The organism is Pseudomonas sp. 18175, from assembly GCF_050432925.1.
GTDB lineage: Bacteria > Pseudomonadota > Gammaproteobacteria > Pseudomonadales > Pseudomonadaceae > Aquipseudomonas.
The window spans coordinates 82,885-106,424 of sequence record NZ_JBKFTO010000020.1 but is presented as its reverse complement, the minus strand read 5'-3'; the positions used below and the strand labels follow the sequence as shown (position 1 = coordinate 106,424).

At 57.8% G+C, this 23,540-nt stretch carries 19 protein-coding genes and 2 pseudogenes; 14 read left to right on the top strand and 7 right to left on the bottom strand.

The annotated features are described in order from the left end of the window. Window positions 1-29: 29 nt before the first annotated feature. Window positions 30-1,232 carry an RES family NAD+ phosphorylase gene (locus ACLD1Y_RS23810; protein ID WP_429480233.1) on the top strand — a complete coding sequence of 401 codons (1,203 nt, stop codon included), beginning with the start codon at window positions 30-32 and terminating at the stop codon, window positions 1,230-1,232. A 331-nt stretch (window positions 1,233-1,563) separates the two neighbouring features. Here the strand turns inward: ACLD1Y_RS23810 and ACLD1Y_RS23805 are convergent, their stop codons facing one another. Continuing rightward, on the bottom strand, window positions 1,564-2,712 hold the full coding sequence (locus ACLD1Y_RS23805; protein WP_429480232.1) for a hypothetical protein: 1,149 nt from the start codon (window positions 2,710-2,712) through the stop codon (window positions 1,564-1,566). A 293-nt stretch (window positions 2,713-3,005) separates the two neighbouring features. On the opposite strand from ACLD1Y_RS23805, the gene ACLD1Y_RS23800 reads away from it, so the two are divergent. Both ACLD1Y_RS23800 and ACLD1Y_RS23795 read left to right on the top strand, forming a co-directional pair. Beyond that, window positions 3,006-3,596, top strand: a complete 591-nt coding sequence (locus ACLD1Y_RS23800) for a hypothetical protein (RefSeq protein ID WP_429480231.1) — start codon at window positions 3,006-3,008, stop codon at window positions 3,594-3,596. Then, on the top strand, window positions 3,596-4,180 hold the full coding sequence (locus ACLD1Y_RS23795; protein WP_429480230.1) for a hypothetical protein: 585 nt from the start codon (window positions 3,596-3,598) through the stop codon (window positions 4,178-4,180). Before ACLD1Y_RS23800 ends, ACLD1Y_RS23795 begins: the two co-directional genes overlap by 1 nt. A gap of 1,062 nt (window positions 4,181-5,242) precedes the next feature. On the opposite strand, the gene ACLD1Y_RS23790 is transcribed toward ACLD1Y_RS23795, so the two are convergent. Beyond that, window positions 5,243-5,764, bottom strand: coding sequence for a tyrosine-type recombinase/integrase (locus ACLD1Y_RS23790; RefSeq protein WP_429480243.1), 522 nt, complete (start codon window positions 5,762-5,764; stop codon window positions 5,243-5,245). 909 nt (window positions 5,765-6,673) lie between these two features. Further along, on the bottom strand, window positions 6,674-7,105 hold the full coding sequence (locus ACLD1Y_RS23785) for a hypothetical protein (protein ID WP_429480229.1): 432 nt from the start codon (window positions 7,103-7,105) through the stop codon (window positions 6,674-6,676). A gap of 258 nt (window positions 7,106-7,363) precedes the next feature. On the opposite strand from ACLD1Y_RS23785, the gene ACLD1Y_RS23780 reads away from it, so the two are divergent. Continuing rightward, window positions 7,364-7,921, top strand: a complete 558-nt coding sequence (locus tag ACLD1Y_RS23780) for a hypothetical protein (RefSeq protein WP_429480228.1) — start codon at window positions 7,364-7,366, stop codon at window positions 7,919-7,921. 210 nt (window positions 7,922-8,131) lie between these two features. Here the strand turns inward: ACLD1Y_RS23780 and ACLD1Y_RS23775 are convergent, their stop codons facing one another. Beyond that, window positions 8,132-9,322, bottom strand: a complete 1,191-nt coding sequence (locus tag ACLD1Y_RS23775; RefSeq protein ID WP_429480242.1) for a hypothetical protein — start codon at window positions 9,320-9,322, stop codon at window positions 8,132-8,134. Between the two features lie 13 nt (window positions 9,323-9,335). After that, a complete protein-coding gene (locus ACLD1Y_RS23770; RefSeq protein ID WP_429480227.1) occupies window positions 9,336-10,223 on the bottom strand; it encodes a nitrilase family protein in 888 nt (295 codons plus the stop codon). A gap of 235 nt (window positions 10,224-10,458) precedes the next feature. Between ACLD1Y_RS23770 and ACLD1Y_RS23765 the strand changes: the two genes are divergently transcribed. The 5 genes and pseudogenes from ACLD1Y_RS23765 to ACLD1Y_RS23745 all read left to right on the top strand — a co-directional run bounded on the left by ACLD1Y_RS23765 (window position 10,459) and on the right by ACLD1Y_RS23745 (window position 14,723). Beyond that, window positions 10,459-11,049, top strand: a complete 591-nt coding sequence (locus ACLD1Y_RS23765) for an antibiotic biosynthesis monooxygenase (RefSeq protein WP_429480226.1) — start codon at window positions 10,459-10,461, stop codon at window positions 11,047-11,049. Beyond that, window positions 11,046-12,884 carry an amidohydrolase gene (locus tag ACLD1Y_RS23760; RefSeq protein WP_105699741.1) on the top strand — a complete coding sequence of 613 codons (1,839 nt, stop codon included), beginning with the start codon at window positions 11,046-11,048 and terminating at the stop codon, window positions 12,882-12,884. The genes ACLD1Y_RS23765 and ACLD1Y_RS23760 overlap by 4 nt, the downstream gene beginning before the upstream one ends. Window positions 12,885-12,914: 30 nt before the next feature. Beyond that, window positions 12,915-13,511: pseudogene (gene ycaC / locus ACLD1Y_RS23755) on the top strand (isochorismate family cysteine hydrolase YcaC); the annotation flags it as partial. Window positions 13,512-13,529: 18 nt separating this feature from the next. After that, window positions 13,530-13,658, top strand: a pseudogene (locus tag ACLD1Y_RS23750) (hydrolase); the annotation flags it as partial. Window positions 13,659-13,841: 183 nt separating this feature from the next. After that, window positions 13,842-14,723 carry a LysR family transcriptional regulator gene (locus ACLD1Y_RS23745; protein WP_429480225.1) on the top strand — a complete coding sequence of 294 codons (882 nt, stop codon included), beginning with the start codon at window positions 13,842-13,844 and terminating at the stop codon, window positions 14,721-14,723. Here the strand turns inward: ACLD1Y_RS23745 and ACLD1Y_RS23740 are convergent. Next, the gene (locus ACLD1Y_RS23740) at window positions 14,710-15,747 is read right to left on the bottom strand and encodes an AraC family transcriptional regulator ligand-binding domain-containing protein (protein ID WP_429480224.1); all 1,038 of its coding nucleotides are present in this window, start codon (window positions 15,745-15,747) and stop codon (window positions 14,710-14,712) included. The genes ACLD1Y_RS23745 and ACLD1Y_RS23740 overlap by 14 nt on opposite strands. Window position 15,748: 1 nt before the next feature. Then, window positions 15,749-16,663, bottom strand: a complete 915-nt coding sequence (locus ACLD1Y_RS23735) for a GGDEF domain-containing protein (protein WP_429480223.1) — start codon at window positions 16,661-16,663, stop codon at window positions 15,749-15,751. A gap of 390 nt (window positions 16,664-17,053) precedes the next feature. On the opposite strand from ACLD1Y_RS23735, the gene ACLD1Y_RS23730 reads away from it, so the two are divergent. From ACLD1Y_RS23730 to ACLD1Y_RS23710, 5 genes are read left to right on the top strand one after another with little or no spacing between them, the layout of a single operon-like run. Continuing rightward, complete coding sequence (locus tag ACLD1Y_RS23730) at window positions 17,054-19,567, top strand: TonB-dependent receptor (protein WP_429480222.1); 2,514 nt, start codon at window positions 17,054-17,056, stop codon at window positions 19,565-19,567. A 41-nt stretch (window positions 19,568-19,608) separates the two neighbouring features. Continuing rightward, window positions 19,609-21,471 (top strand): phytase, encoded by a 1,863-nt coding sequence (locus ACLD1Y_RS23725; RefSeq protein ID WP_429480221.1) that lies wholly within the window; start codon window positions 19,609-19,611, stop codon window positions 21,469-21,471. A 47-nt stretch (window positions 21,472-21,518) separates the two neighbouring features. Further along, on the top strand, window positions 21,519-22,211 hold the full coding sequence (gene tolQ / locus ACLD1Y_RS23720; protein WP_429480220.1) for a protein TolQ: 693 nt from the start codon (window positions 21,519-21,521) through the stop codon (window positions 22,209-22,211). A 15-nt stretch (window positions 22,212-22,226) separates the two neighbouring features. Continuing rightward, window positions 22,227-22,673, top strand: coding sequence for a protein TolR (gene tolR, locus ACLD1Y_RS23715; protein WP_122488299.1), 447 nt, complete (start codon window positions 22,227-22,229; stop codon window positions 22,671-22,673). Continuing rightward, complete coding sequence (locus ACLD1Y_RS23710) at window positions 22,670-23,422, top strand: energy transducer TonB (RefSeq protein ID WP_429480219.1); 753 nt, start codon at window positions 22,670-22,672, stop codon at window positions 23,420-23,422. The genes tolR and ACLD1Y_RS23710 overlap by 4 nt, the downstream gene beginning before the upstream one ends. Window positions 23,423-23,540: the final 118 nt, after the last annotated feature.

Sequence of the window (23,540 nt, the reverse complement as noted above, 5' to 3'; positions counted from 1 at the left end):
GGTGCTGGTAGAAGGAATCTTGCTGCATTATGGAGAAATTCATCTGTTACAAATGCGTTATAGAGTCGTATCTGGAGTGCCAGATCAAGAGTGAAGGTTCATCCATGTTGTGTGCGCTGTGTGGGATAAAGCGCAGATGCCTTCCCTTTTCAAATATCTCCGACATGGTAAAAACTGTATTGGACGGCTACATATGTGAGGGGGACTACTACCGGCGCTTTGGCCAAGACGGCTCTCAGGACGGAGAGGATCCCGAGTTTTGGGTGAGCGAGGTTCTATGTTGCGACAACGAAGAGCCTATAGTCCAAGCCATCTGCAACGACCTTGAGGGTTACTCCTATAGCGGAGACACCAATTACGTCCGAAAGCCCTTTCTTCCCGATAGCATCGGTCGTCAGTGGGTCGAGTTTCAGGAAGGGATGCTGCATGGCAATCGTTTCTTCAACGATGGCGCACGAAAATTTCTGGGTTGGCTGTTCGACGGACTAGACAGCTATTCAAGTTCAATCCAAGAGAGTGCCGTTGTAAGGCTGCTAGCACCGGATACCTCGCCGCCAATTTTCCGAGCTCGTCCATGTGCTTCGTCTGAAGAAATCGACTCAATTTCTGCTGATCCTGACCGTAATCTGGGAGCCCCTCCGAAAGAAAAAGCCAGAGATGGACGAATGAACCCTGTGGGGGTTCCTGCGTTCTATGGTGCTTTTGAACGTAACACTTGTGTGGCCGAGCTCCGACCGCCAGTAGGTAGCGATGTTATAAGCGGAGAATTCCGCATTAACGGGGCCCTCAGGGTATTGGACTTTGGGCGCTTTGCTGAGGCCGATCTGGGCGCACATCCTAGCTTTTTTGAGCCTAATTACTTCCTCAAAGCCGGGCGACGAGAATTTCTTCGAGTCTTGCACGACCAAATTACGGTTCCAGTCCTGCCGGGCTCCGGAAAAAGCTATCTGATAACTCAGGTCATCGCAGAGTACCTTGCGACACAACATTGTCCTCGTTTTGACGGAGTCATCTTCAAGTCGGTTCAGAAGCCTGGGGGGCAGAACATCGTACTGTTCTCGCATGTTGCTTCACGGGAAGCCTCTATCGTGCAACCTACAAATGGTGGGTACATGGTTCTGGGGCCTAAGGAGACATTGGGCACTCAGATAGCTTTTGTGCCTGGTAGCTTAGTGATACATACCATTACGGGCGTCCACTATGAGCAAGACGATTTTGCACTTAGAGCCTAGACAGAAGGTTTACGGTGCAGCAAGTAATCGCCAGGGAGGTGGATTGTCCAGGCGATGACATCAGCGCTTGGCATGAGATGGTTAGTAATCTGAATTTTCTCTGCCAACAGGGGGCGATGAGAAGCATCAAATGCTTCGGCGGCTGTGGTACCAGAAATCGGCTGGGTATCTGAATGCAAGCGGAGCGCGCAGGCCGTAAGGCCGAGGCGCGAGGATGGAAGCCCTCCGGGCCGAGACAGAGCCTTGGCGAGGGGCTCGGTTTACGACAGCCGTTCCGAAGGGCGCGCACAACAGTATTAGAGCCGTCGGTCAGTGAGCGACAGAGATTGGCTCAAAACATTTTCGGGAGAATGATTTGTAGTTGAAGGACTACAAACCACACGAAAAAAATTCCACTCATTAAATACAGAACCATTAGGATGAGACGACGGATTGGGTGCATCGTGTTTTGCCAAACTGCAATCGTTTGAGCGAACGCTATGGCCCCTGCATGATCTGCGAACAAGTGATCTAATCCTTCAGCTTCGTGTCGTATGTTGACGGTGCTTCGACTATCAAGTTGCGAAGATATGCCGATAGGACACCTATGCCAGCGTACCACCAGATCTCCCGCCTTTGATTTGGGATTGTCCTTGATATCGTATTCATCGAGAGAACTGATGGTCAAACGACGCATTAAGGGGCGGTTACCCTCGTAGCTGTATTGCGGTGAGAACTCCTCCATATCCGGCGAGCGATCGCCCCTTCGCCACATAGTAACTTTGCGCAAGTTGCGATATTCGAAGAGAGCCCGCTCAATGTGAGCGCATGCATAAGCATCGAACCCTGCGAACGCAGGTACACCATATCCGGACATAATTGCGATCGCTGTCCGATCTTCGGACTTCTGCTCATCCAGTAAGTCAGGATATGGCAACCAATTGCGCTTGCTCCACCAGCGACGCAGCTCATCCTCAACCAACGTACGAAGCCAAACACTGGATTGATTTTCGAGTAAACCAGGCTTGGAGGAAAGGGCCTGTTTCAACAAAAGAGGACACCAGATTTCATACCAAAGCACAGCGATGAGGTACGTTAGACCTGCTAATAAAAGCCACCTGAAAGGAGCTCCTGCATCACCGGCCTCACCATGCATGCCAGGTGCGGCCTGATAGAATGCACAGATCAATCCTCCAAAGGCGGCAAATCGCACCGCAGTGGTAGTCTTCAACTGAGACCAGAAGATCCAGCCTGCGCGCTGTCTTAGCCAGTGATATCTGACTTCCTGGCGAGTTGAGCGCTGATTCGATAACGGACTCTTATACATGTCCTGTGCGGGGAATTCGTCGAAGTACCACGCCAAAGGATTCATCTCTCGAAATCTAGCCGCACGCTTGTGACGACGATGGGCCTTTACCATCGAGTAATATTGCTCTGCGGTTTGAAAAAGATCATCAGGTTTTGCCTTCTCTTCGACATTATCGTTTTCAATTTCAGACATGCGTATTCCGTTGTTCATAAAAAGTGAGGGTCCGCAGTCTAGAGCCTGAACGGTCAGATTACAGCTCGTACAACGACGTAATCGGAGCGCGCATGCCGCGAGGATGTAATCCCATCGGCCGAGACGCGGCGAACGGCTCTGTTCACGATAGCCGTCCCGAAGGGCGCGCTCAGAGAACTCCACGGACAATCGTGTTATCGCGGCAACGTTCTCATAATTATTTTTGATGTCCACTAAAGTTTTCTGAGCGACAGACCGTTTAAGTTTGTATTTGGCTTCAATGGTGAAGGTATATGGTTAAGGCAGTTGATGTTTCGATGAGCACGCTCTTTAAAGTTGAGCGTTTGATGATGTGCCGTGCCTTAATGGAAGAGAGGACGTTCACTGCCACAGTTGAATTAGCCGGTAACGCTGTTAGGTGCGTTCTGGACGACTCTGATTACTACTTTACAGCGCAACAATGTGGGGAGTTGGCGGGCAGCCTCGCAACATTGGTGCAAGCCAGCTATGAGCGCGCAGGTGGCGAACCTAAGGTGGGGCGAGCGCTGAAGCTAAATTACTGCAAGATTTTTTACCAAATGATTTTATCGCGAACCCTGGCGCCACAGCACGACCAACTACAAGGTTATGGCTACAGCCCGGACGATATGCACCTTGTTGCCTCTGGATCGTTCCGATATCCCGGTACGCGTAATTCCTACAAGCTATTCGTAGCGTTCAATCACGAGCTTCGCGCACGATATTTGGGTATCGAGAATAAGGTGTATACCTTCAGCTTTGACGAAGCATCTTGGCTAATTGACCAGTTATGCGTTGGAGGGTATCTGCTCGCAAAGATAGAACTATCAGAAGAAAAATCTAAGAAGAATGGAAGGGTTTATTAATGAGTGCATCAAATGCAGATCACGCTATTGTACTAGAATTCAAACGCGACTTCTTGTGCTGGCGAGGTCGGGAGTTCGATGAACGCTATGAATGCCGTGTTGCAGGCACTGACGGGAGAGGCGCGAGAATTGAATTTGAGTCTGAAGGGGTGGACGTCAGTGCAGAGGTCGCGGCAGAGATCGCCTTTTGCTTGTCGGAAGCTTTGGCAATCGCGGAGCAAACTGATGTAGAAAGCGTTACGGCCGCTGTACGTGAAGAAGGTTTGCTCAATAGAAAGTACCGATTGTCGTGCGGCGCATGGCAGTTCAGCGCGGAAGGTGCTGTACATGTTGAGAATGCTAACCTTGAGTTTCTTGACGGTGCCGTCGGCGAAGGCATCCTTGTTGCGGTTCGAACCATTGAGGAGAGCGGCTTCGAACTTCAGTTTGAGTGGATGGGCTTCTCATTTTCAGCGCAGGATGCATCTTGGTTGCAAGAGAAGCTACTTGAAGTTAGCCAGCAGCTACCGAAGCAGTACCATCGTTTGGGCTTGCTCGAGGCGGCGAATGGTGCCCTGAAGACCTCAAGCCTTACGACATACTAGATGTTGTGTAGGGCATTCAGTTGCTTGGGCTTAGTTGGGGGGGTAGTGGCGCAGGTGCCCGGTGTCGAAAACGCCCCTCTCGACTCCTGCCGAACCTGGCTCGTTAGGTCAGCACGTGTATCGCGACACGGGCCAGATTCCGCTACAGCGTAGGCAGGACATCCAGCATCACTATTTCTCAACCAAGTCTTTGTACCGTTCTCGAGCGGCTAGGATCTGACCTCTGAGTTCTTCAGGGTCAATTCTCATGCCGCCTCGTGGTGTCACCTCCAGTGTCTTGAGGCTGTTGGCTGCTTTGATGAAATCTCGTTCTTCCGCCTGTATCCAGGCGGGGCGTTTGTCCTTCCAAAATGGCCATGCCATTTGCTGAGCCTCGTTTCTGAGCGGATGAGGCTAGTATGTGGCAGTTGTAAGATATGTCCAAGCTAGGTGGTGGCTTTGATCACTATGCAAGCGGAGCGCGCAGACCATGAGGGTCGGAGGGCGTGAGGATGGAAGCCCGAAGGGCCAAGACCTGTCTGACAGCCGTCTCTGCAAGGGCATGCTACGTCCACTGGTGCTTCAATAACTCTCCAGAAGTACACTGATCGAATGACCTGGGTATAATTTTCTATGTGCAAAGGTCATATGATGGCTGTCAGAAATTTAAGTTGAGTGCTTGGTTGTTCATTCTTTACTTCTGAATTAGTAAATGGGCGGAAAAGGGCTGAGAGGCGTGGGGTTTAGCATTTTTGCGGGTGTAGGAAACCTGCAGCGTTACAAGCGCGCTTTATGGTAGATAAGCACGCTCAAGCTTACCAGATTAGTTAAAGCGTGGCTGGCCCACATTCGAAGCAGGGTTTGGTTGGAGTGTATTGATAAGCTAGCTGGCTTGGCGCTGTCCGTGATACGGGACAGAATAGGTTGGTACCTTCCAGCGATTGTGCTGGGCCGCAAATAATTTGGCTGTTGTCTTGATACGAAAGTGTGAATTCCATAATGTGAGGTTCCTAATGTACTGGATGTTTAGGGGGGCTTAGTGGTAAATGTTCGACCGCTCTAGCCCATTTGTCAGCGTTCGTTCTAGTTCTGATGAGGGTGTTTTTTAGGAATGAAGTTCTGAATAGTGTTCAGACTCGTCATGCCAGTGCTAAGTTTGAACCGCTTGGGCAACTTCACCACCGCCTCTGAGTTAGCGATAATTACCGAGCAACGTACAGTGTGTGGCGAGCGTTCGTCGTGGCTTACGTTCGCAGCATTCAGCCACGAAACCAGTTTATTGCAAAGTTCTTTATACTTCATCGGGGAGTTTGAAGTCGAGCGGCTTGGAAAAATATAATAATTCCTTGACGTGTTCCTCAGACTCAGCATTTCTAGCGCAGAGTCTACATCTGCCTTAGGCATTGACAGTCCTCTGAAGTTGAAAGTTTTTTCGAGCCCAAGTATCAAGTCTTGCGATCTGATCGGCAGATATTCGCTAGGCCTCATGCCGGTGAGCATCAGTGAAAAAAGTAATCGGTCTGTAATCGAGCCTGTCCGTTCGAGAGTCGCTTTTATTTTAATTAGCTCACTTCGGTTAAAAGGCTTGATTGTTTTTCTCTTCATGTCTTCTTTTTTCTGACTCATCATCCACCCCATCATGTGAGGGCTGCCATTTAAGAGGGGGAGATGTGCCGTCGTCAAGGTTTTTTTGCACTTTAACAGCGTGCGATGATGTTTTAACAGTATATTAAAAGTAAACTATGATCTTGTTTTGTTGTTTTTAGCAAAGTGCGTAGCCAGTGTTTGTTTTTATTGATTTTACGGTATAGTTTTAGTATCTAGTGCTTTGTTTGGTGTTTTGATTTTGAGCGCTGTTGTTGTTCAGTGATTGGTTAAATTGTTAATTGAGTTGCGGTTTTTTGATGGCTTTTGTTATGTTGATTTAATTACTGAAAAAAAGTAATTGCTAATAATGGCCGGGTTTGCTTATTTGTACTGCGAGTTTACGTGTAAAAATGAAATTTGAGTCACACACTGAGTGGCATTATCGATTGCAGTGCGGGTGTGGTCACTTCAGAGATGTTTCGGTAGATCGAGTCATCGGTGATGCTTTGATGCGTGGGCAGCCTAGGAGCAGAGAGATTCGTGATTTCGATCCTTACCGTGCGTAGGCATTTGCGCAGTTGAGTAAGCTCTGATACGTCGAATTACTCGCGTATTCGCCAGAAGGAGTCGGGTCGTGAGCTAGGCAGAGTGACTTTTGCCCTGAATTTCAAGCTCGTTAAGGTGCAATTCTTAAGTTGCAACGAGTTGCACCTTTGCAAGCTTCGGGGCTACAACGGGCTAAGGTAGTATTTTTTTGCGGAGAGGCCGGATTCGTTGAGGTTGACTACGTCGCAGATTGAAGCTAAGGTGATCGCAGTTAAGTAGGTGTTGGGTTGAACCTTATATAAGGGTTCGAATCCCTGGTTTCCCGCCAAGATTCAAACAAAAGCCCCGCGAATGCGGGGCTTTTGTGTTTCTGCTTAAAGGCTAACGATGCTTGTTCTTGTGTTTATGCTTGGCGTTGCCTTTATGCTTCTTACCGTCTGATCGATGACTACTCTCGTCATCTGCCAGGTTATTCCCCAGCGCGCCGCCCGCTGCACCACCCACGCCGGCGCCGATAGTCGAGCCAGTTGTTCCTCCGAGGCGATTACCAATGAGCGAGCCGCCGGCTGAGCCTATTCCGCCACCTAACGCAGCTTCCGCTCTGTTGCCTTTTTGAGCACCGACAGCACTGCCGGCGGCTCCCCCTACGCCAGCACCTACCGCTGCGCCAGTTGAGCCGCCGAGCTGTTGACCTACGACGTTGCCAAGCACACCACCAACGCCGCCTCCAAGGGCGGCTGTGCCATCTCCGGCAGCCATCGATCCTTGCGAAATGAGGGTGCTCAAAACGAGGGCGGGTAGTGTCATTTTCATTTTGTGAACCTCTATGGGTGGTCAGCAGGCGCTCACGGTTTAAAGCACGCCTGGTATTGGGATCAGAACAAAAGGCCGAAGTTCTATGCTAGCTGCGCCCCTTGGTCCCACGGCAATTGCCTCATCAAGCCTATGATTTTTCTGACGAGCTTTTACTCGTCATCCCTTTGTTTTTTTACTATTATCCCTCGTCTGTGTACTCAAGGAAGAGAGATTGAGCGCCTTGAGGCTGGTAGAAAATTTACACTCGATCATTGAGTGAGTTATTACTTTTACCCAGAACCTAACGACTCAGCCAATCGTAATTACTTCTTGGTGGAACCGATGGATAAAATGTGTGGCATCGTTGTAGTGGTAGGGCTTGCCCTCTCGGGATGCGCTACAAAAACCCCAGAAAAACCTAACGTGACTCCACCTCCCGCCGTCGTCCAGCAAGCATCACCTGAAGCCGCACCTTCGACGCCACCCTACACGGTGCGGTATGAGGCAGAACCTGCCGCAAGTGCTGAGTCACCAGCCCCTGCCTCTGCGCACGCTGCTCAGTCAGAGTCAGAAACAGACTTGAACCCAAATCGCGCTGAGCAATGCCGTAAAGAGTTGGACGTTTTAAAGATGTACAACAAAGCGTCTTACGCTAAATACGAGGCGGAATACCAAGCCATTGCTGCCAAAACGGCCAAATACATGGAAGTTAAAGACTCCCTAGGTGCCGATTTAAACTACATGGTTATGCCCGCGTATCAATTTCAAATTCGTGAATTCTGCTTCCGCGTTAAAACCCGTCTGTCGCAGCTTGTGCTTCGCCAAGCCAAATAATGATGCCGTTAGGGGCGACTTTTGCCAGTCGAGGAAACTCTGAAAAAGACTTCCATTTCTGGTGAAATACTCGCCTCGCGCGAATCGAGGGGTTAAGCGCCGATCAGGCGGATTCTTGACCCGCGACGGCGTCAAATGTGTGCGCGAAAGGATAGATTTATTGTCCGAAAACAATAAATCTGTCCCTTGCTTTGTGCCACCGTTCCCGCCCTAAAGCTCAATCAACGCCCCTATCATCGGTACGATCAATGCTGTACTGATCGCCATCGATAACACGTTCCCAATATACGGGTGCATGTACGTCGGCAGCCTCCCGGCAATCGCGCAGGCCAAGGGTGGCGCCATCAATGCTCCCAGCAAGGCGCTGACCACGATGACGATTGGGCTGCCACCATGGGTCAACACCGCCGCTGGCACCACCGACACCAACGGCACATAGGTCGGATACCACCCGCGCTTTCGCCATTGCTGGCGCCATAACCCAATACCTAGCAGTGAGGCCAGCGCCTGACCCGCCACCAGATGCGGTAACCAGCCTGAACCATAGGCAGGGCTAAGAGGGTTTAATGCGTACGCCAGAAAAACCCCGGCAAGCAAACCAAGACTCGCCCATTCATTGCCAAAAAATGGCGCTTCGGAAAAGTCTGCCAGCACGCGACGGATTGTCCAGCGCATGCCGTAGTCGGGTGGCGTAAGGGCGGTGGGAGGAGGGGCGTTGACCTTTGTTTCGGGTTGCCGGCTGACCAACACCGGCAACGCCCTGCACAGCAGAAACGCCACCACACTGCCCAGCGCCATCCCCAGTACGTTACCGATCACCACTGGCAGTCCCAGCGGGATGCACAGGTAATTCACTATCAGCAGGCAACTCGGCGTTACCAGGATCGCGCCGAGGAGCGCACCATTGAGTGTGACTTTCCAGCCTGGGCCAAACAGCAGCACCATCGCCGCCGGCAACGACACAAATGCCGCAAACGTGGGCTGCCAGGACTCGGCCGTCACCGTCCAGCCCCACAGTGCATTGCTCAGCAACAGCCCAAGCAATGAACTGGTTACCAGCCAGGGCCACAGCCCCGTGCCATAGGCGATGCTAAAGCCCTGCCAGCCCTGGGCATAACGGCTGGTCCAGTAGCCGAATGCGCCACCCAGCAGTAAACCAATGGAAGCAAACTCGTGTTTGTAAAACGCCACTTCACTGATATCGCCGACCACCCAACGCAGCCAAGCCGTGGGTGAGGGTAGGCTGGTCACCATGTCGTTGTAGCTGGGCCAGTAAGACGCTGCGGAAAGTGAGTACAACACCGACAGGCCAGCGATCAGCCCGACTGCGGCGACTGTTACTGCAAGCAAAATCACTAAATGGCGAGCAGCCGATGACGGATTTGCCGAAATGGAGTCCATGATCGTGCCCTCATCATCGTGGCAGGCACGGGTGGTGGAGATAGCCAAGCATGCCGTCATACAGATCGACGCGGCGATCCCGCTGAAGGTCGTTCAGTTCGTTCCAGATCGGTGCGCTGCGTGCAGTGGACAAGTCGATATCGGCATACAAAATGGTTTGTTCGCTGGGAGAGGCAACCTTGCCGATGGGCCAGCCGTTGGTGCCGGCAATTAGCGAACAGCCGAGGTAGCGCCCGCCATGTTCCTCGCCGATCCGGTTGGCAGCAGCGATGAACACGTTGTTGACGTGGGCAGCGGTCATGGTCAGGTACGAGGCCATGCATTTGCCGGCCTCGTCGAACAACGGAGGAGGGGTCCACACCCAGTTGTTCAGGCTACAAATGATGTCGGCGCCTTGCTGGGTCAGGATGCGCGGGACTTCGGGGAACCAGATGTCCCAGCAGATCAGCAAGCCGATTCGGCCGATGGGCGTCTCAAAAACCGGGAAGCCCAGGTCGCCTGGCGTAAACCAGAGCTTTTCCTTGTTCCATAGATGGGCCTTGCGGTACTTGCCGATCAGTCCATCCGGCCCCAGCAGCACGGCGGTGTCGAACAGTTGCATGCCTTCGCGTTCGGCAAGGCCAGCGACCAGGTAGACCTGATGGTCCTGCGCAAAGTCCATCCAGGCCCGTGTGCTCGGCCCGTCCGGAACCGGCTCGGCATGCTCGAAGGCATCCTGGCGATTGCTGAACAGGTAGCCGGTATTGGCCAGCTCAGGCAGCACAATCAGGTTGGCGCCGTTGTCCACGGCTTGTTGGGCCAGGCTGAGGCTGGCATCCAGATTGGATTGTCGATTCTGCGTGCCGACTTGGGGGTCGAACTGCACAACGGCGACGTGCGCGAGACTGGTAGCTTCATTCATGGCTCAGACCTCTTTTTTATTATTTTTGGACCCGCGAGTAGGCGGATGCTTAAGTAGGAGGTCTACTTTGCGTGCTCGTCAGTAGTACGTTTCTTCTTGCGTCGTAGGTTGTTGCCGACGTTGCCGGGTATGCATCCACCCCACCCGCTCCAAACAGCACGTACATCCAATTTTCCCCGCCACCACCCCGGCAAACTCCCCTCATCGCTGAAATCTCCAAGCAGAGGGACAAACAATGGACCCAGCACCCAAGACCAGCCCTGACGAAGTCGTCACCTTGGTGGTCAAACACCTGATCAAGCAAGGCCGCGAAACCGACTACGAAGCCTGGCTGCGTCGCATTGTGCGCATCGCCGGCGAGCGCCCCGGTCACCTCGGCGTTGACGTGGTACGCAGCCAGCAAAACGGCCTGGCATTGTTCACCTGCGTACTGCGCTACCGCTCCACCGATGACCTGGAAACCTGGCTCGACTCCCCCCAGCGCAAAACCCTGATCGACGAAGCCAGCCCCATGCTGGCCGACGGCGACAATACCGAAATCGGCGCCGTCAACGAATTTTGGTTCAACCCCGAAACGGGCAGTACCGCCAAGCCGCCGCGTTGGAAGCAGGCCGTGGTCACGCTGTTCGTGATCCTGCCGCTGACCCTGCTGGTTCCGCTCATCTGGGGCCCAATTCTGCGCTTGCACCCGTTCCTCTCCAACTACGTGGTCGCCACGTTCCTGGTCACCGTGACCATCGTATTGCTGGTGGTCTACCTGCTGATGCCAGCCGCCACCCGCCTGTTCGCTCCCTGGCTTGAAGCCTCTGTAAAGGAAACCCTATGAACGCCGATCTGATTCTGTTCAATGGCCAGTTCCACACCGTGGACCGTGAAAACCCGCGGGCAACCGCCGTCGCCATCAGCCAGGGGCGCTTTGTCGCCGTGGGCACCGATGGTGAAGCCATGGCCCTGCGCGGCAGTGGCACTAAGGTCATCGACCTCAAGGGCCGCACCGTCATCCCGGGCCTCAACGACTCGCACCTGCACCTGATCCGTGGCGGCCTGAACTACAACCTCGAACTGCGTTGGGAAGGCGTGCCGTCCCTGGCCGATGCCCTGCGCATGCTCAAGGACCAGGCCGACCGCACGCCAACCCCGCAGTGGGTGCGCGTGGTGGGTGGCTGGAACGAATTCCAGTTCGCCGAAAAACGCATGCCCACCCTGGAAGAACTCAACCAGGCCGCGCCAGATACCCCGGTGTTCGTGCTGCACCTGTACGACCGCGCCTTGCTCAACCGCGCTGCATTGCGCGTGGCCGGTTACACCAAGGACACGCCGAACCCACCGGGTGGCGAGATCGTGCGCGACAGCAACGGCAACCCCACCGGGATGCTGGTGGCACGCCCCAACGCGATGATCCTGTATTCGACCCTGGCCAAAGGCCCGAAACTGCCTTTGGAATATCAGGTCAACTCCACCCGCCAGTTCATGCGCGAGCTCAATCGCCTGGGCCTCACCAGCGCCATCGATGCCGGCGGCGGCTTCCAGAACTACCCGGACGACTACGCCGTAATCGAGCAACTGGCCAAGGAAGAACAGTTGACGGTGCGCATCGCCTACAACCTGTTCACCCAAAAACCCAAGGAAGAACTCAGCGACTTCCAGAACTGGACCGGCAGCGTGAAGCTGCACCAGGGCGATGACTACCTGCGCCACAACGGCGCCGGCGAGATGCTGGTGTTCTCCGCCGCCGACTTCGAAGACTTCCTGGAACCACGCCCGGACCTGCCGCTGACCATGGAGCAGGAGCTGGAGCCGGTGGTGCGTCACCTGGTGGAACAGCGCTGGCCGTTCCGCCTGCATGCCACGTATGACGAGTCCATCTCGCGCATGCTCGACGTGTTCGAGAAGGTCAACCGCGATATCCCGTTCAATGGCCTGCCGTGGTTCTTCGACCACGCCGAAACCATCACCCCGAAAAACATCGAGCGCGTACGCGCTCTGGGCGGCGGTATTGCGATCCAGGACCGCATGGCGTTCCAGGGCGAATACTTTGTTGAGCGCTACGGTGCCAAGGCCGCCGAAGCGACGCCGCCGATCAAGCGCATGCTTGCTGAAGGCGTGCCGGTAGGGGCGGGCACCGATGCCACGCGGGTGTCGAGCTACAACCCGTGGACCTCGCTGTATTGGATGGTCAGCGGCCGTACCGTTGGCGGCCTGGAACTGCACGCCGAAGGCCTGCCGCGCCTCACCGCATTGGAACTGTTCACCCACGGCAGTGCCTGGTTCTCGTCCGAACAGGGCAAGAAAGGCCAGATCAAGGTCGGCCAATTGGCGGACGTGGCCGCGCTGTCGGCGGACTTTTTCAGCGTCGATGAAGAGGCCATCAAATGGATTGAATCGGTACTCACCGTGGTCGGCGGCAAGGTGGTCTACGGCGCCGGTGATTTCGAAGACTACGCACCGCCCCGCGTGCCGGTGCTTCCGGACTGGTCGCCCGTGGTCAAGGTGCCGGGTCACTGGCGCCCAAGCTCGCCATTGCAGGCGCAAGTCCACCAGTGCAGCGGCCCGTGCGGCGTGCATTCCCACAGCCACGAAAAAGCCCGTCTTTCCAGCGTGCCCGTCAGCGACTTCCAGGGTTTCTGGGGTGCGTTTGGCTGCTCGTGCTTTGCGTTCTGATTAACCCAACCCCCGTTAGGAGATATCCCCATGGCTTACAACCGTTTGAACAAAGATGACGCCGTCGTACTGTTGGTCGATCACCAGACTGGCCTGATCTCCCTGGTGCAAGACTTCTCGCCGAACGAGTTCAAGAACAACGTGCTGGCCCTGGCTGACGTCGCCAAGTTCTTCAACCTGCCGACCATCCTGACCACCAGCTTCGAAGCCGGCCCCAATGGCCCGCTGGTTCCAGAACTCAAAGAGCTGTTCCCGGACGCGCCGTACATCGCTCGCCCTGGCCAGATCAATGCCTGGGACAACGAAGATTTCGTCAAGGCGGTCAAGGCTACCGGCCGCAAGCAGATCATCATCGCCGGTGTAGTAACCGACGTGTGCGTAGCGTTCCCAACCCTGTGCGCGCTGGAAGAAGGCTTCGAAGTGTTTGTGGTCACCGACGCCTCCGGCACCTTCAACGAAACCGTGCAACAAGCCGCCTGGTCGCGTATGACCGCAGCGGGTGCGCAACTGGTGAACTGGTTCTCGGTGGCTTGCGAGCTGCAAGTTGACTGGCGCAACGACATGGAAGGCCTGGCCAACCTGCTGTCGCCGCGCATCCCCAACTACCGCAACCTGATGAACAGCTACTCGGCGTTTACTGCCNGGTTCTCGGTGGCTTGCGAGCTGCAAGTTGACTGGCGCAACGACATGGAAGGCCTGGCCAACCTGCTGTCGCCGCGCATCCCCAACTACCGCAACCTGATGAACAGCTACTCGGCGTTTACTGCCAAGTAACCCGTTCTAGAAAACTGCGCAATACCCCTGTGGGAGCGGGCTTGCTCGCGAATACGGAGTGTCAGTCAATAGATTCTGTGGCTGACCCACCGCATTCGCGAGCAAGCCCGCTCCCACATTTTGGTTTGTGGTGTTGCGACGAACCGGTTATACAACCGCACAAATGTCCACCGAGAAGCGACAATGAACCCCTTTGAAGACATGCGCCTGTTCTGCCAGGTCATGGAGTCCGGCAGCTTCACCGCCGCCGCCGAACAGCTGGGCCTGTCCAAGCAGTTCGTCAGCCGCCGCCTGATCCAACTGGAAGACCGCCTCGGCGTACGCCTGCTCAACCGCTCCACCCGCCGCCTGGATGTCACGCCACTGGGCCAGAGTTACTACGAGTCCGCCTTGCGCCTGCTCAGTGAAGTCGAGCAAGTGGAGCAGGGCATCGCCGGGCAGAACAGCGAGCCGCGTGGCACTATTCGTCTCAGTGCACCGCTGTCGTTCGCCATTGCCCATCTGGGTTGCCTGCTGCCGCAGTTTCTGGAGCGCCACCCCGAAGTCGCGGTCGAGGTCGATTTAAGCGACCGCCCCGTGGACCTGATCGGCGAGGGCTACGACCTGGTGCTGCGTATCGGCACCCTGGAAGACTCCACCTTGATCGCCCGCCGCATCGCCAGCATCCCCCGCGTGTACTGCGCCAGCCCTCAATACCTTGCCCTGCGCGGTACGCCGCAGCAGCCCGAAGACCTGGCCAGGCATGACTGCCTGCCCTACGGCCACAGCCGCCAGGTGCAATGGCGCTTCAAGGGTAAGTTGCAAGCTCTGAACGTGTGCGGGCGCATGCGTGTGAATAACGGCGATTTGCTGCGTGACACCGCTATTGCTGGGTTTGGTGTGACCTATTTGCCGACCTTTATCGTTGGGGATGCGTTGAAGGACGGCCGCTTGGTCACGGTCCTCGACGAGTTCGCCCCCGAGGACCTGACCCTGTCGGCGGTGTACCCGCAGCACCGGCAAAGCTCGCGGCCGGTGCAGGCACTGGTGGAATTCTTGCGCGAACGCCTGGCTAGTGGCTGTTGAACAACTGCCGAATCAGGCTCGGTGTGCTGCCGGTCCAGCGCTTGAACGCACGCCGAAAGTTCGCCGCATCGTTGAAACTCAAATACGCCGCCACTTCTTCATTGGTGTATCCCTTGACCTGGTACAGGTGCAGCGCCACCTGCTTGCGTACCCGGTCCACCTGCTGCTGAAACCCCGTGTCGTGCTTGTGCAGCTTGCGCTTGAGGGTCGCCGGGCTCATGGCGAAGGCCTGCGCGGCCAGTTCCAGGCTGGGCGGTTGGCGTACGTGCTCGTGCAGATAGTCGTAAAGGCAGTCGAGAAAGCTGCCGGCAAACCCCAGTTGCTCGATCTGCTCGCGGGCTTGCTGGCGCGCCACTTGGCCTGCGGTGGCCGAGGCGCCTGGCCAGGGGCGAGTGAGGAAGGCGCGGGGGATGCTCATCATGTCCAGCGGCCGGTCGAAGCGCGTTTCTTCCCCAAGGTGGACCCAATACTGCTCGACATAACGCGGCTCGGCATGGCTGAAACTGCATACCCATGGCAGGCGCTCGCCGCTGAGCCATTGGCTCATGGCGACCAGCGACGTCATGCTGGCTTCCAGTAAAAAACGCCAGTGTTCGCCCGCGCCGCAGCTGTCCAGCCAGTAAAGGTAGGCGTGGTGCTCGTCCAGTTCCAGTTGCAGGGTGACCAACGGACTGAGCAGCACCTGTTGCTGGATCAAAATCTCCAACGCCTGATGCAAGTTCTGCGCATGCCCCAACGCATGGCTGGCGGCGCCGTAATAACCGGGCAGCAGGCGCTGGCCAAACAGGAAACTGCTGTCGTCGGCATCGAGCAGTTTGCGGCTGTTGCCGATCAACCCCAAAAACTGCTGGGGACTCAGCCGCGCCGTGCCCGCCAGGATGTCCTCATGAAACAGCCCGGTACCGCGCAGCAGTCGATGGCTGTCGATATCCCGCGACAAGGCCAGGTCGATCAGTGTGGCGGGTTGGTAGTGACCGGGTATGAAGCGGCTGTCGGCTTCATACCAATTGGTTTTCACGGCCATCTCAGGCGCTTTTCGCAAGAGGTTGTTTGGCCTTGGCCAGCGCCAGATTGAGGCGTTTGAGCAAGTCCTGGGGCGCTTCGTCCAAGGCCATTACCACCGCGGTGGTGGCGCCCAGTTGCAAACGTTCGCCTTGCTGGCGGGTCTTGTGGGCGAGGGCGCGCACGGCTTGCTGCAACTCCAGCGCCAGCACCTGGGCCTGACGTTCGCCGGTATTGGGCAGCAGCACCACAAAGCGGTCACCGGCCAGGCGGCAGAGCAAGTCCTGGCGGCGCAGGTTCAGCAGCAGCGAATGGCTGAGGGCCTGTAACACGGCGTCGCCTTCGGCATGCCCGTAGGCTTGGTTGATGGCGGCGAAGTTATCCAGGTCCAGCGCCAGCAGCGACAGCGGTTGTTGCTGTACGCGGCTGTCTTGCAGGCTGTCGGCCAGTTGGCGCTTGAGGTAATCGGCCCCGGCCAATGGGGTGAGTTTGTCGAACAAACGATGCTCGCGAAACAGCCGCTCGCGTTTCTCCATCTGCGCACTGATCGCCAGCTGTTCGCGGTGCCAGTGGTAGATGCCAATGGTCAGCAGGATCATGCCCACCGGCATCGGCCCGGACTCCAGCCAGTGGTCCCAGGTGATGCTGTCGGGCAGGCGGATGAACTCGTCGAGGCTGTCGATCCACCAGGAAAAGAAGATGCACGACAGGCCCAGCGCCAGGTAATTGGTGACGCGCCCGGCAGGGCGGCTTTTGAGTACCAGGCCCAACCACACCAGTGCCAGCAGCGCCGAGCCGCCTTCGCCGAAGATATCCAGCCACACCCATTCGCTGAAGCTTTTAAGGTCGCCACAGGCCAGGTGCAGGATCAGTCCGAGGTTGGCGGCGATCAGCAGCAGGCTGAGTTTCCAGCGGTGGGGTTTGAGCACGGAGAACATGGCCGTGAGTCCTTGGGTAAATAGGCGATGGGCGCCAGCACAGCAGATGGATGTGACGGTTGCGTGACGATGGGGGAGGGTCGGATCAGCTCACGGCATAATCGCAGTTGACTGGCAAACACCGATCAAATGTGGGAGCGGGCTTGCTCGCGAATGCGGTCTTTCAGTATTAGCTGTGCTGGCTGATACACCGCATTCGCGAGCAAGCCCGCTCCCACATTTGAACCGAGGTCATTTCAGCTCATTTGTACACTTGAGATCGCTCTAAACCCCGGGTTATGGGCTTCACACGCTGTACCTGTCACAGAACCGTCATCCCCCACCCCTAGCTTGCCCTCCCAGTTGCCGGGCCCCTTGCCTGGCGCCAACGGATTTCTTGGGGAGGATTTCATGTACAAGCGCACCGGGCTCGTCAGCTTCACGCTTACCGCCTTGGCCCTGGCGATTGCCAGCGAACGGCTGCAAGCGGCCGAGGCGGCCACCACCGAGCACGTCGAAGTGGTCGGCCAGGCCGCTGCCATCGACTCGGCCCTCAAGGAGCAACGCAAGGCCGACAGCATCAAGAGCGTGGTGCACGCCGACGGCGTGGCCCAGTTGCCGGATGAAAACGTCGCCGAAGCGGTGCAGCGCCTGCCGGGCATCAGCGTAGAGCGCGACCAGGGCGAAGGGCGCTTCGTCAGCGTGCGTGGCCTGGGCCCGGACCTCAACAGCGTGACCATCAACGGCACTCTCGTGCCTGCTCCGGAAGCTGCACGCCGCGCCGTGGCCCTCGATGTGTTGCCCTCGGAGCTGGTGCAGTCGCTGTCGGTGATCAAGACCCTCACCCCGGACATGGACGCCAACTCCCTAGGCGGCACCGTTGACGTGCAAAGCCTCTCGGCCTTCGACCACAAGGGCCTGTTCTACACCGGCAGCACCGAGGCCAGCTACGACAAGAACACCCACCAGACCAGCCCGAAATTCTCCGGCGCTGCCAGCAACCGTTTCAGCCTGGGCGACGGCATCGACAACTTCGGCGTGGCCGCAGCGTTGAGCTGGCAGAAGCGTGATTTCGGTTCGGACAACGTCGAAACCGGCGGCGCCTGGGACTTTACCGACGGCGCCAAGCTCAACGAATTCGAGCAGCGCGACTACGACATCAGCCGCGAACGCGCTGGCGGCGGCCTGAACTTCGACTACAAGCCCGATGACGTCAGCAGCTATTACCTGCGCACCCTCTACAGCCGCTACAAAGACACCGAGACCCGCAACTCCACCAGCATCGAATTTGCCGACCCGCTGGCAGCGGGCGAACTGGGCGATGCCGAGGCCAAGCGCAAGCTCAAAAACCGCGAAGAAACCCAGGAGATCCAATCCTACGTGTTCGGCGGCGAACGCATGCTCGGCCTGTGGACCCTGAGCGGCCAGGCCGGCTACAGCCAGTCCAGTGAAGACAGCCCGGGGCATATCGCCAGCGCCACGTTCGACGGCGGCGACTTTGCCAACAGCGGCTTCTACGACAAGGACAAGCCACGCCCGATCATTGGCGCCGGCTTCTTTGATGCCAGTAACTACACCCTCGATAAAGTCGACTGGGAAAAACAAAACACCAAGGACACCGAGAAAAACCTGCGCCTGGACCTGGCCCGCGACTACGACCTGAGCGGCTACGCCTCGCAGTTCAAATTCGGCGGCAAGGTCAGCCGCCGCCACAAGACCAACGACCTGGAAGCCTGGGTTTATGAAGACTTCGACACCCTGGGCTTCAGCGCCGACCAGCTCAACCTCACCCAGTTTCAGAAGGGCAATGTTGACTACCGCCTGGGCAACTTCGGCCCCGGCATCAGCCCCAGCAGCATCAAGCAGTTGATCGGCAGCCTCAATGCCGCCGACTTCTACGACGAGACCGAATCCCGGGTCAACGACTACACCATTCGCGAAGACATCAACGCCGGCTACTTCATGAACACCATTGACATCGACGACTGGCGATTCATTGCCGGCTTGCGCTACGAAGGCACCGAGTTCGAAGCCAAAGGCACCGGCGCCACCGACGGCGTGTTCACCGCCACCGACACCAAGCGCCGCTACCACCACTGGCTGCCGGGCCTGCATGCGCGTTACCAGATCGACAAGAACACCCAAGTGCGCGCGGCCTGGACCAAATCCGTGGTGCGCCCGACCTTCGGCCAATTGGCGCCAGGTTTTGTGATCGACGATGACGAAGCCACTTTCGGCAACCCGGACCTCAAACCCCTGGAATCGAGCAACCTGGACCTGGGCATCGAGCACTTCATGGGCCGCGCTGGCACCGTGTCGGCGTTCGTGTTCTACAAAGACATCAAGAACTTCGTCTACAACACCGACCTGGCCGGCACCGGCGCCTGGGCCAACTTCTCCGAAGCCCACACTTACGCCAACGGCGACAGCGCCAAGCTGTATGGCCTGGAATTGGCCTACTCCCAGAAATTCGATTGGCTGCCGGCGCCGTGGAACGGTTTGCTGGTGGGCGCCAACACCACCTTCAGCCGCTCAAGCGCCGATATCGAAGGCTTCGACAGTGCCAGCGGTACGAACCGCAAACGCAGCATCAGCCTGCCCAACCAGTCGGACACCGTGGGCAACCTGATGCTCGGTTGGGAAGACGACAAGCTCAGCCTGCGCCTGTCGGCCAACTACAAATCGGCCTACCTGTATGAACTGGCCTCGATCAACGACAAGGCCCATGACTTGCACGTTGATGCCCAGACCTTCGTGGATTTCAGTGCGCGCTACTCGCTCACCAAGAACCTGCAAGTGAGCTTCGAGGCGCAAAACCTCACCGACGAGTCGTACTTCGTCTACACCGGCAACCGCAGCTACAACGGCCAGTACGAAGAGTACGGCCCGACCTACAAGCTGGGCCTGACCTTTACCCATTTTTAAATTCAACACATCTCTAATGTTTTTGAAGGATTTGTATGTTCATGAAATTTTCCAAGCTGTACCTGCTGATGGCTCTCGCAACCAGCGGCCACACATTCGCCGCCGATTTAGCCCTGACCCCCTGGGCACCGAACCTGAATGTCGAAGCCATGGCGTTCCTGAACACTAACGAACGCCTCACCGCCAGCCCCCGCGATGGCCTGCAACTGCTGGACGCCAAAGGCACCGAACTGGCCCGTTTCAACGGCAACTTCACCAGCCTCGACACCCGCGCCGCAGGCAGCCAGACACTGGTGGCCAGCCTCGACAACGATCGCCAGCAAGCCCTGCTGATCAGCCTCGACGCCTCCGCCAAAACCTTCGGCAAACCACTCTACCTGCCCACCCGCGACTACGCGGTGAACGGCCTGTGCCTGTACCGCGACTCGGCCGCCAACCTGTTCGTATTTCTGGTGGGCGAAGAGGGCAAGGGCGAGCAATGGCTGGTGGGCAATGGCGCGACCTTGTTGAGCGAAGCCCAGCGCGTGCGCGGTTTGCCTCTGCCGCCCTCGGCCGAGTTCTGCCAAGTGGATGACGGCGCCCATCGCCTGGTGGTGAACGAGACAAATGTCGGCTGGTGGGCCTACCCGGCGCACCCGGAAGCGGACGTCAAACGCACGCCGGTGGCGGTGTTCGATAATCCCAAACGTGAGGCCGGCGCCATGGCCGTGGTGCCAGGTGGGGTGATTGCGCTGGATCCCAAAACCGCTCAACTGCATCTATTCCAGCAAAGCGGCGAGCGTTGGGTCGAGCAACCCAGCCTGACCTTGCCGGGCCTTAAAGAACCGGAGCAACTGACCCTCAACGGCCAGAACCTGCTGGTGCGCGACGACGCCAGCGGCACGCTTTATCAGGGCACACTCAACTGGAAGGCCAAGCCGGTAGCGGCCGAACCCGTACTGCCTGAAGTCGCCGCCGTGCGCCAAACCGACCCGGTGGGCCGCCAGGGCGATGCTGCCGATGATCCGGCGATCTGGATTCACCCCGAGCAGCCGTCCAAAAGCCGCGTGCTGGGCACCAACAAAAAACAGGGCCTGCTGGCCTACGACCTCGACGGCAAGCTGTTGCAGGAACTGGCCGTGGGCCGCCTGAACAACGTCGATGTACGCCCCCACTTCAAGCTCGGCGCGCAGACCGTCGACCTGGCCGTGGCCAGTAACCGCGATCACAACAGCCTGAGCCTGTTCAGTATCGACCGTAAAACCGGCGAACTGCGTGAAGCCGGTGAAGTGCCCACGCCCCTCAAGGCGATCTACGGCATCTGCCTGTTCCAGCCCGCCAGCGGCGAGATCTATGCCATCGCCAATGACAAGGACGGCACCTTCCTGCAATACCGCCTGAGTGCGCCGGATGGCCGCGTGCAGGGCGAGTTGGTGCGCCAGTTCAAGGTCGACAGCCAGCCCGAAGGCTGTGTGGCCGATGACCAGCGCCAGCGCTTGTTTATCGGTGAGGAAGACGTCGGCGTGTGGGCAGTGGATGCGCGTGCCGACCAGCCGGCCAAGCTCACCAGCGTGATCAAGGTCGGCCCGCAATTGCACGCCGATGTGGAAGGCCTGGCGTTGTACCAGAGCGACAAGCGCGACTACCTGGTGATCTCCAGCCAAGGCAACGACAGCTACCTGGTGGTGGACGCCGAGCCACCGTTTGCCACCCACGGCGCATTCCGTGTGGGCCTCAACGCCGCTGCCGGCATCGACGGTTCTTCGGAAACCGATGGTCTTGAGGTCACCGCCATCAACCTGGGCGGCCCCTGGAACCAAGGCATGCTGGTGGTGCAGGACGGGCGCAAGCGTATGCCCGAGCAGACCCAGAACTTCAAGTTCGTGCCGTGGGCGGACGTGACCCGCGCACTGAAATTGCCGTGACGCGTCATCACCCGGTCATCACTTTTTTGTTGGAATAGGAGTTCACCATGCACGCGACGATGGAACATATGACGATCTGGGGCCTGATCAGTAACGCCAGCCTGTTGGTCAAGGCGGTCATGATCACCTTGCTGCTGGCCTCCCTGGTCAGTTGGTACCTGATCATCCAGCGCGGCACCGTGCTGCGCCGCCTGGAACGCCAGTTGAATGGCTTTGTGCAGCGCTTTCGTGCCGCGCCCGACTTGCAGCCGCTGTACCGCGACACCGTGCAGGCGGGCGAAGGCGGTATCGCGCCGATCTTTATCGCCGGGGTGCAGGAATACCAGCACCTGCACAGCCATGACCCGGCCGTGTTGGAAGGCGTCGAGCGCGCCTTGCAAGTGGCGATCACCGAGCAGGAAATCGAGCTGGAAAAGGGCCTGCAATTTCTCGCCACCGTGGGTTCGGTCAGCCCCTACATCGGCCTGTTCGGCACGGTGTGGGGCATCATGAATTCCTTTATCGGTTTGTCCCAGGTGCAGCAGGCCACGCTGTCCACGGTGGCGCCGGGCATCGCCGAAGCGTTGATCGCCACCGCCATTGGTTTGTTTGCGGCCATCCCAGCGGTGATCGCCTATAACCGTTTTGCGGCCCGTGGCCAGACCTTGCTCACCCGCTACTACGCCTTTGGCAATGAGCTGCAAGTGCGCCTGCATCGCACCCTGCGCGGCACGTCGATCAACCTGGCCGTGGCCGCCTGAACAAGGAGCAAGACCATGCTGACCAGGCCGCAACGCAAGCACGGGCCCAAGGCCGAGATGAACGTGGTGCCCTACATCGATGTGATGCTGGTGCTGCTGGTGATCTTTATGGTCACCGCGCCCATGCTGACCCAGGGCGTGAAGATCGAACTGCCCAAGGTCGCCGCCGAGGCGCTGGCCACCGACACCCGCCAGCAGATCCTCACGCTGTCGGTGAAGGCCGATGGCGGCTACTACTGGAACCTGGGCGGCGAACTCGACACCCAGCACCAGACCGACAGCGCCGTGAGCCTGGATGAAATGGGCGCCAAGGTCATGCAGGTGGTGGCCGCACGCAGCGACACCCAGGTGTATATCCGCGCCGACGACAACGCCGGCTACGGTCGGGTGGTGGCGGCCATGGCGGTGTTGCAAAAGGGTGGTGTGAGCAACCTGGGGCTGGTGACCGAGGCCCCGCAATGACGGCGATGATCATGCACAGTCCAACGTTGACGATGGCGCCAGCAGACCGCTCAGGCTTCTGGCGCAACAGCTTTGCGGCCAGCCTCGCCGTGGCATTGCACGTGGGCGTGTTGGCCGCGCTGATGCTGGGTTGGTCGACGGACAAACCCCAGGTCGAGGCGCCTCGGGTGATGCACACCCAACTGGTGATCATGCCGCCGGCGCCTGCCCCCGTGCCGGAACCCGTGGCGGTTGCAGCGCCGCCGGAGCCGGTCAGCGTGCCGCTGCCGCCCAAACCGGTGGTCGACCCACAGATCCAGGCGCAAAAACTGGAGAAAGCTGCGTTGGCCCGCAAGCGCGTCGAGGAAAGGAAAGCCGAGCAGCAACAAGAACGCCAGGCCGCCGAGCAGCGCAACCGCGAGCTGGAACAACAGCGCCTGGCCGCCGCCCAAGCCGCTCGCCCGGCCGCACCGGCACCCGCGCCCGCACCGGCGTTCGACAGCCGCCAATACCAGCCCTTGAGCAAGGAAGCGCCGGACTACCCCGAGCGCGCCCTGGATAAGAACATCGAAGGCGATTGCTCGGTGGAATACACCGTCAACACCCAAGGCCGGGTGGAAAACCCCAAGGTATTGGACGGCTGCCACCCCTTGTTCATGCGCCCGTCATTGGCGGCGGCGAACACCTTCCGCTATCAGCCTCGGATCGTGGACGGCAAGGCGGTGCCTGTACCGGCGGTGCGCAATACCTTCCACTACCGCATCAAATGATTTATTTCGGCTCACACAACCCCCCTGTGGGAGCGGGCTTGCTCGCGAATACGGTGTATCAGTCAATACATCTGTGACTGATACACCGTATTCGCGAGCAAGCCCGCTCCCACATTTG

Coding starts and splice junctions, on each gene's coding strand:
- ACLD1Y_RS23810 (WP_429480233.1), top strand. CDS start 30: ATGGAGAAATTCATCTGTTACAAATGCGTTATAGAGTCGTATCTGGAG.
- ACLD1Y_RS23805 (WP_429480232.1), bottom strand. CDS start 2,712: ATGTCTGAAATTGAAAACGATAATGTCGAAGAGAAGGCAAAACCTGAT.
- ACLD1Y_RS23800 (WP_429480231.1), top strand. CDS start 3,006: ATGGTTAAGGCAGTTGATGTTTCGATGAGCACGCTCTTTAAAGTTGAG.
- ACLD1Y_RS23795 (WP_429480230.1), top strand. CDS start 3,596: ATGAGTGCATCAAATGCAGATCACGCTATTGTACTAGAATTCAAACGC.
- ACLD1Y_RS23790 (WP_429480243.1), bottom strand. CDS start 5,764: ATGAAGAGAAAAACAATCAAGCCTTTTAACCGAAGTGAGCTAATTAAA.
- ACLD1Y_RS23785 (WP_429480229.1), bottom strand. CDS start 7,105: ATGAAAATGACACTACCCGCCCTCGTTTTGAGCACCCTCATTTCGCAA.
- ACLD1Y_RS23775 (WP_429480242.1), bottom strand. CDS start 9,322: ATGGACTCCATTTCGGCAAATCCGTCATCGGCTGCTCGCCATTTAGTG.
- ACLD1Y_RS23770 (WP_429480227.1), bottom strand. CDS start 10,223: ATGAATGAAGCTACCAGTCTCGCGCACGTCGCCGTTGTGCAGTTCGAC.
- ACLD1Y_RS23765 (WP_429480226.1), top strand. CDS start 10,459: ATGGACCCAGCACCCAAGACCAGCCCTGACGAAGTCGTCACCTTGGTG.
- ACLD1Y_RS23760 (WP_105699741.1), top strand. CDS start 11,046: ATGAACGCCGATCTGATTCTGTTCAATGGCCAGTTCCACACCGTGGAC.
- ACLD1Y_RS23745 (WP_429480225.1), top strand. CDS start 13,842: ATGAACCCCTTTGAAGACATGCGCCTGTTCTGCCAGGTCATGGAGTCC.
- ACLD1Y_RS23740 (WP_429480224.1), bottom strand. CDS start 15,747: ATGGCCGTGAAAACCAATTGGTATGAAGCCGACAGCCGCTTCATACCC.
- ACLD1Y_RS23735 (WP_429480223.1), bottom strand. CDS start 16,663: ATGTTCTCCGTGCTCAAACCCCACCGCTGGAAACTCAGCCTGCTGCTG.
- ACLD1Y_RS23730 (WP_429480222.1), top strand. CDS start 17,054: ATGTACAAGCGCACCGGGCTCGTCAGCTTCACGCTTACCGCCTTGGCC.
- ACLD1Y_RS23725 (WP_429480221.1), top strand. CDS start 19,609: ATGAAATTTTCCAAGCTGTACCTGCTGATGGCTCTCGCAACCAGCGGC.
- tolQ (WP_429480220.1), top strand. CDS start 21,519: ATGCACGCGACGATGGAACATATGACGATCTGGGGCCTGATCAGTAAC.
- tolR (WP_122488299.1), top strand. CDS start 22,227: ATGCTGACCAGGCCGCAACGCAAGCACGGGCCCAAGGCCGAGATGAAC.
- ACLD1Y_RS23710 (WP_429480219.1), top strand. CDS start 22,670: ATGACGGCGATGATCATGCACAGTCCAACGTTGACGATGGCGCCAGCA.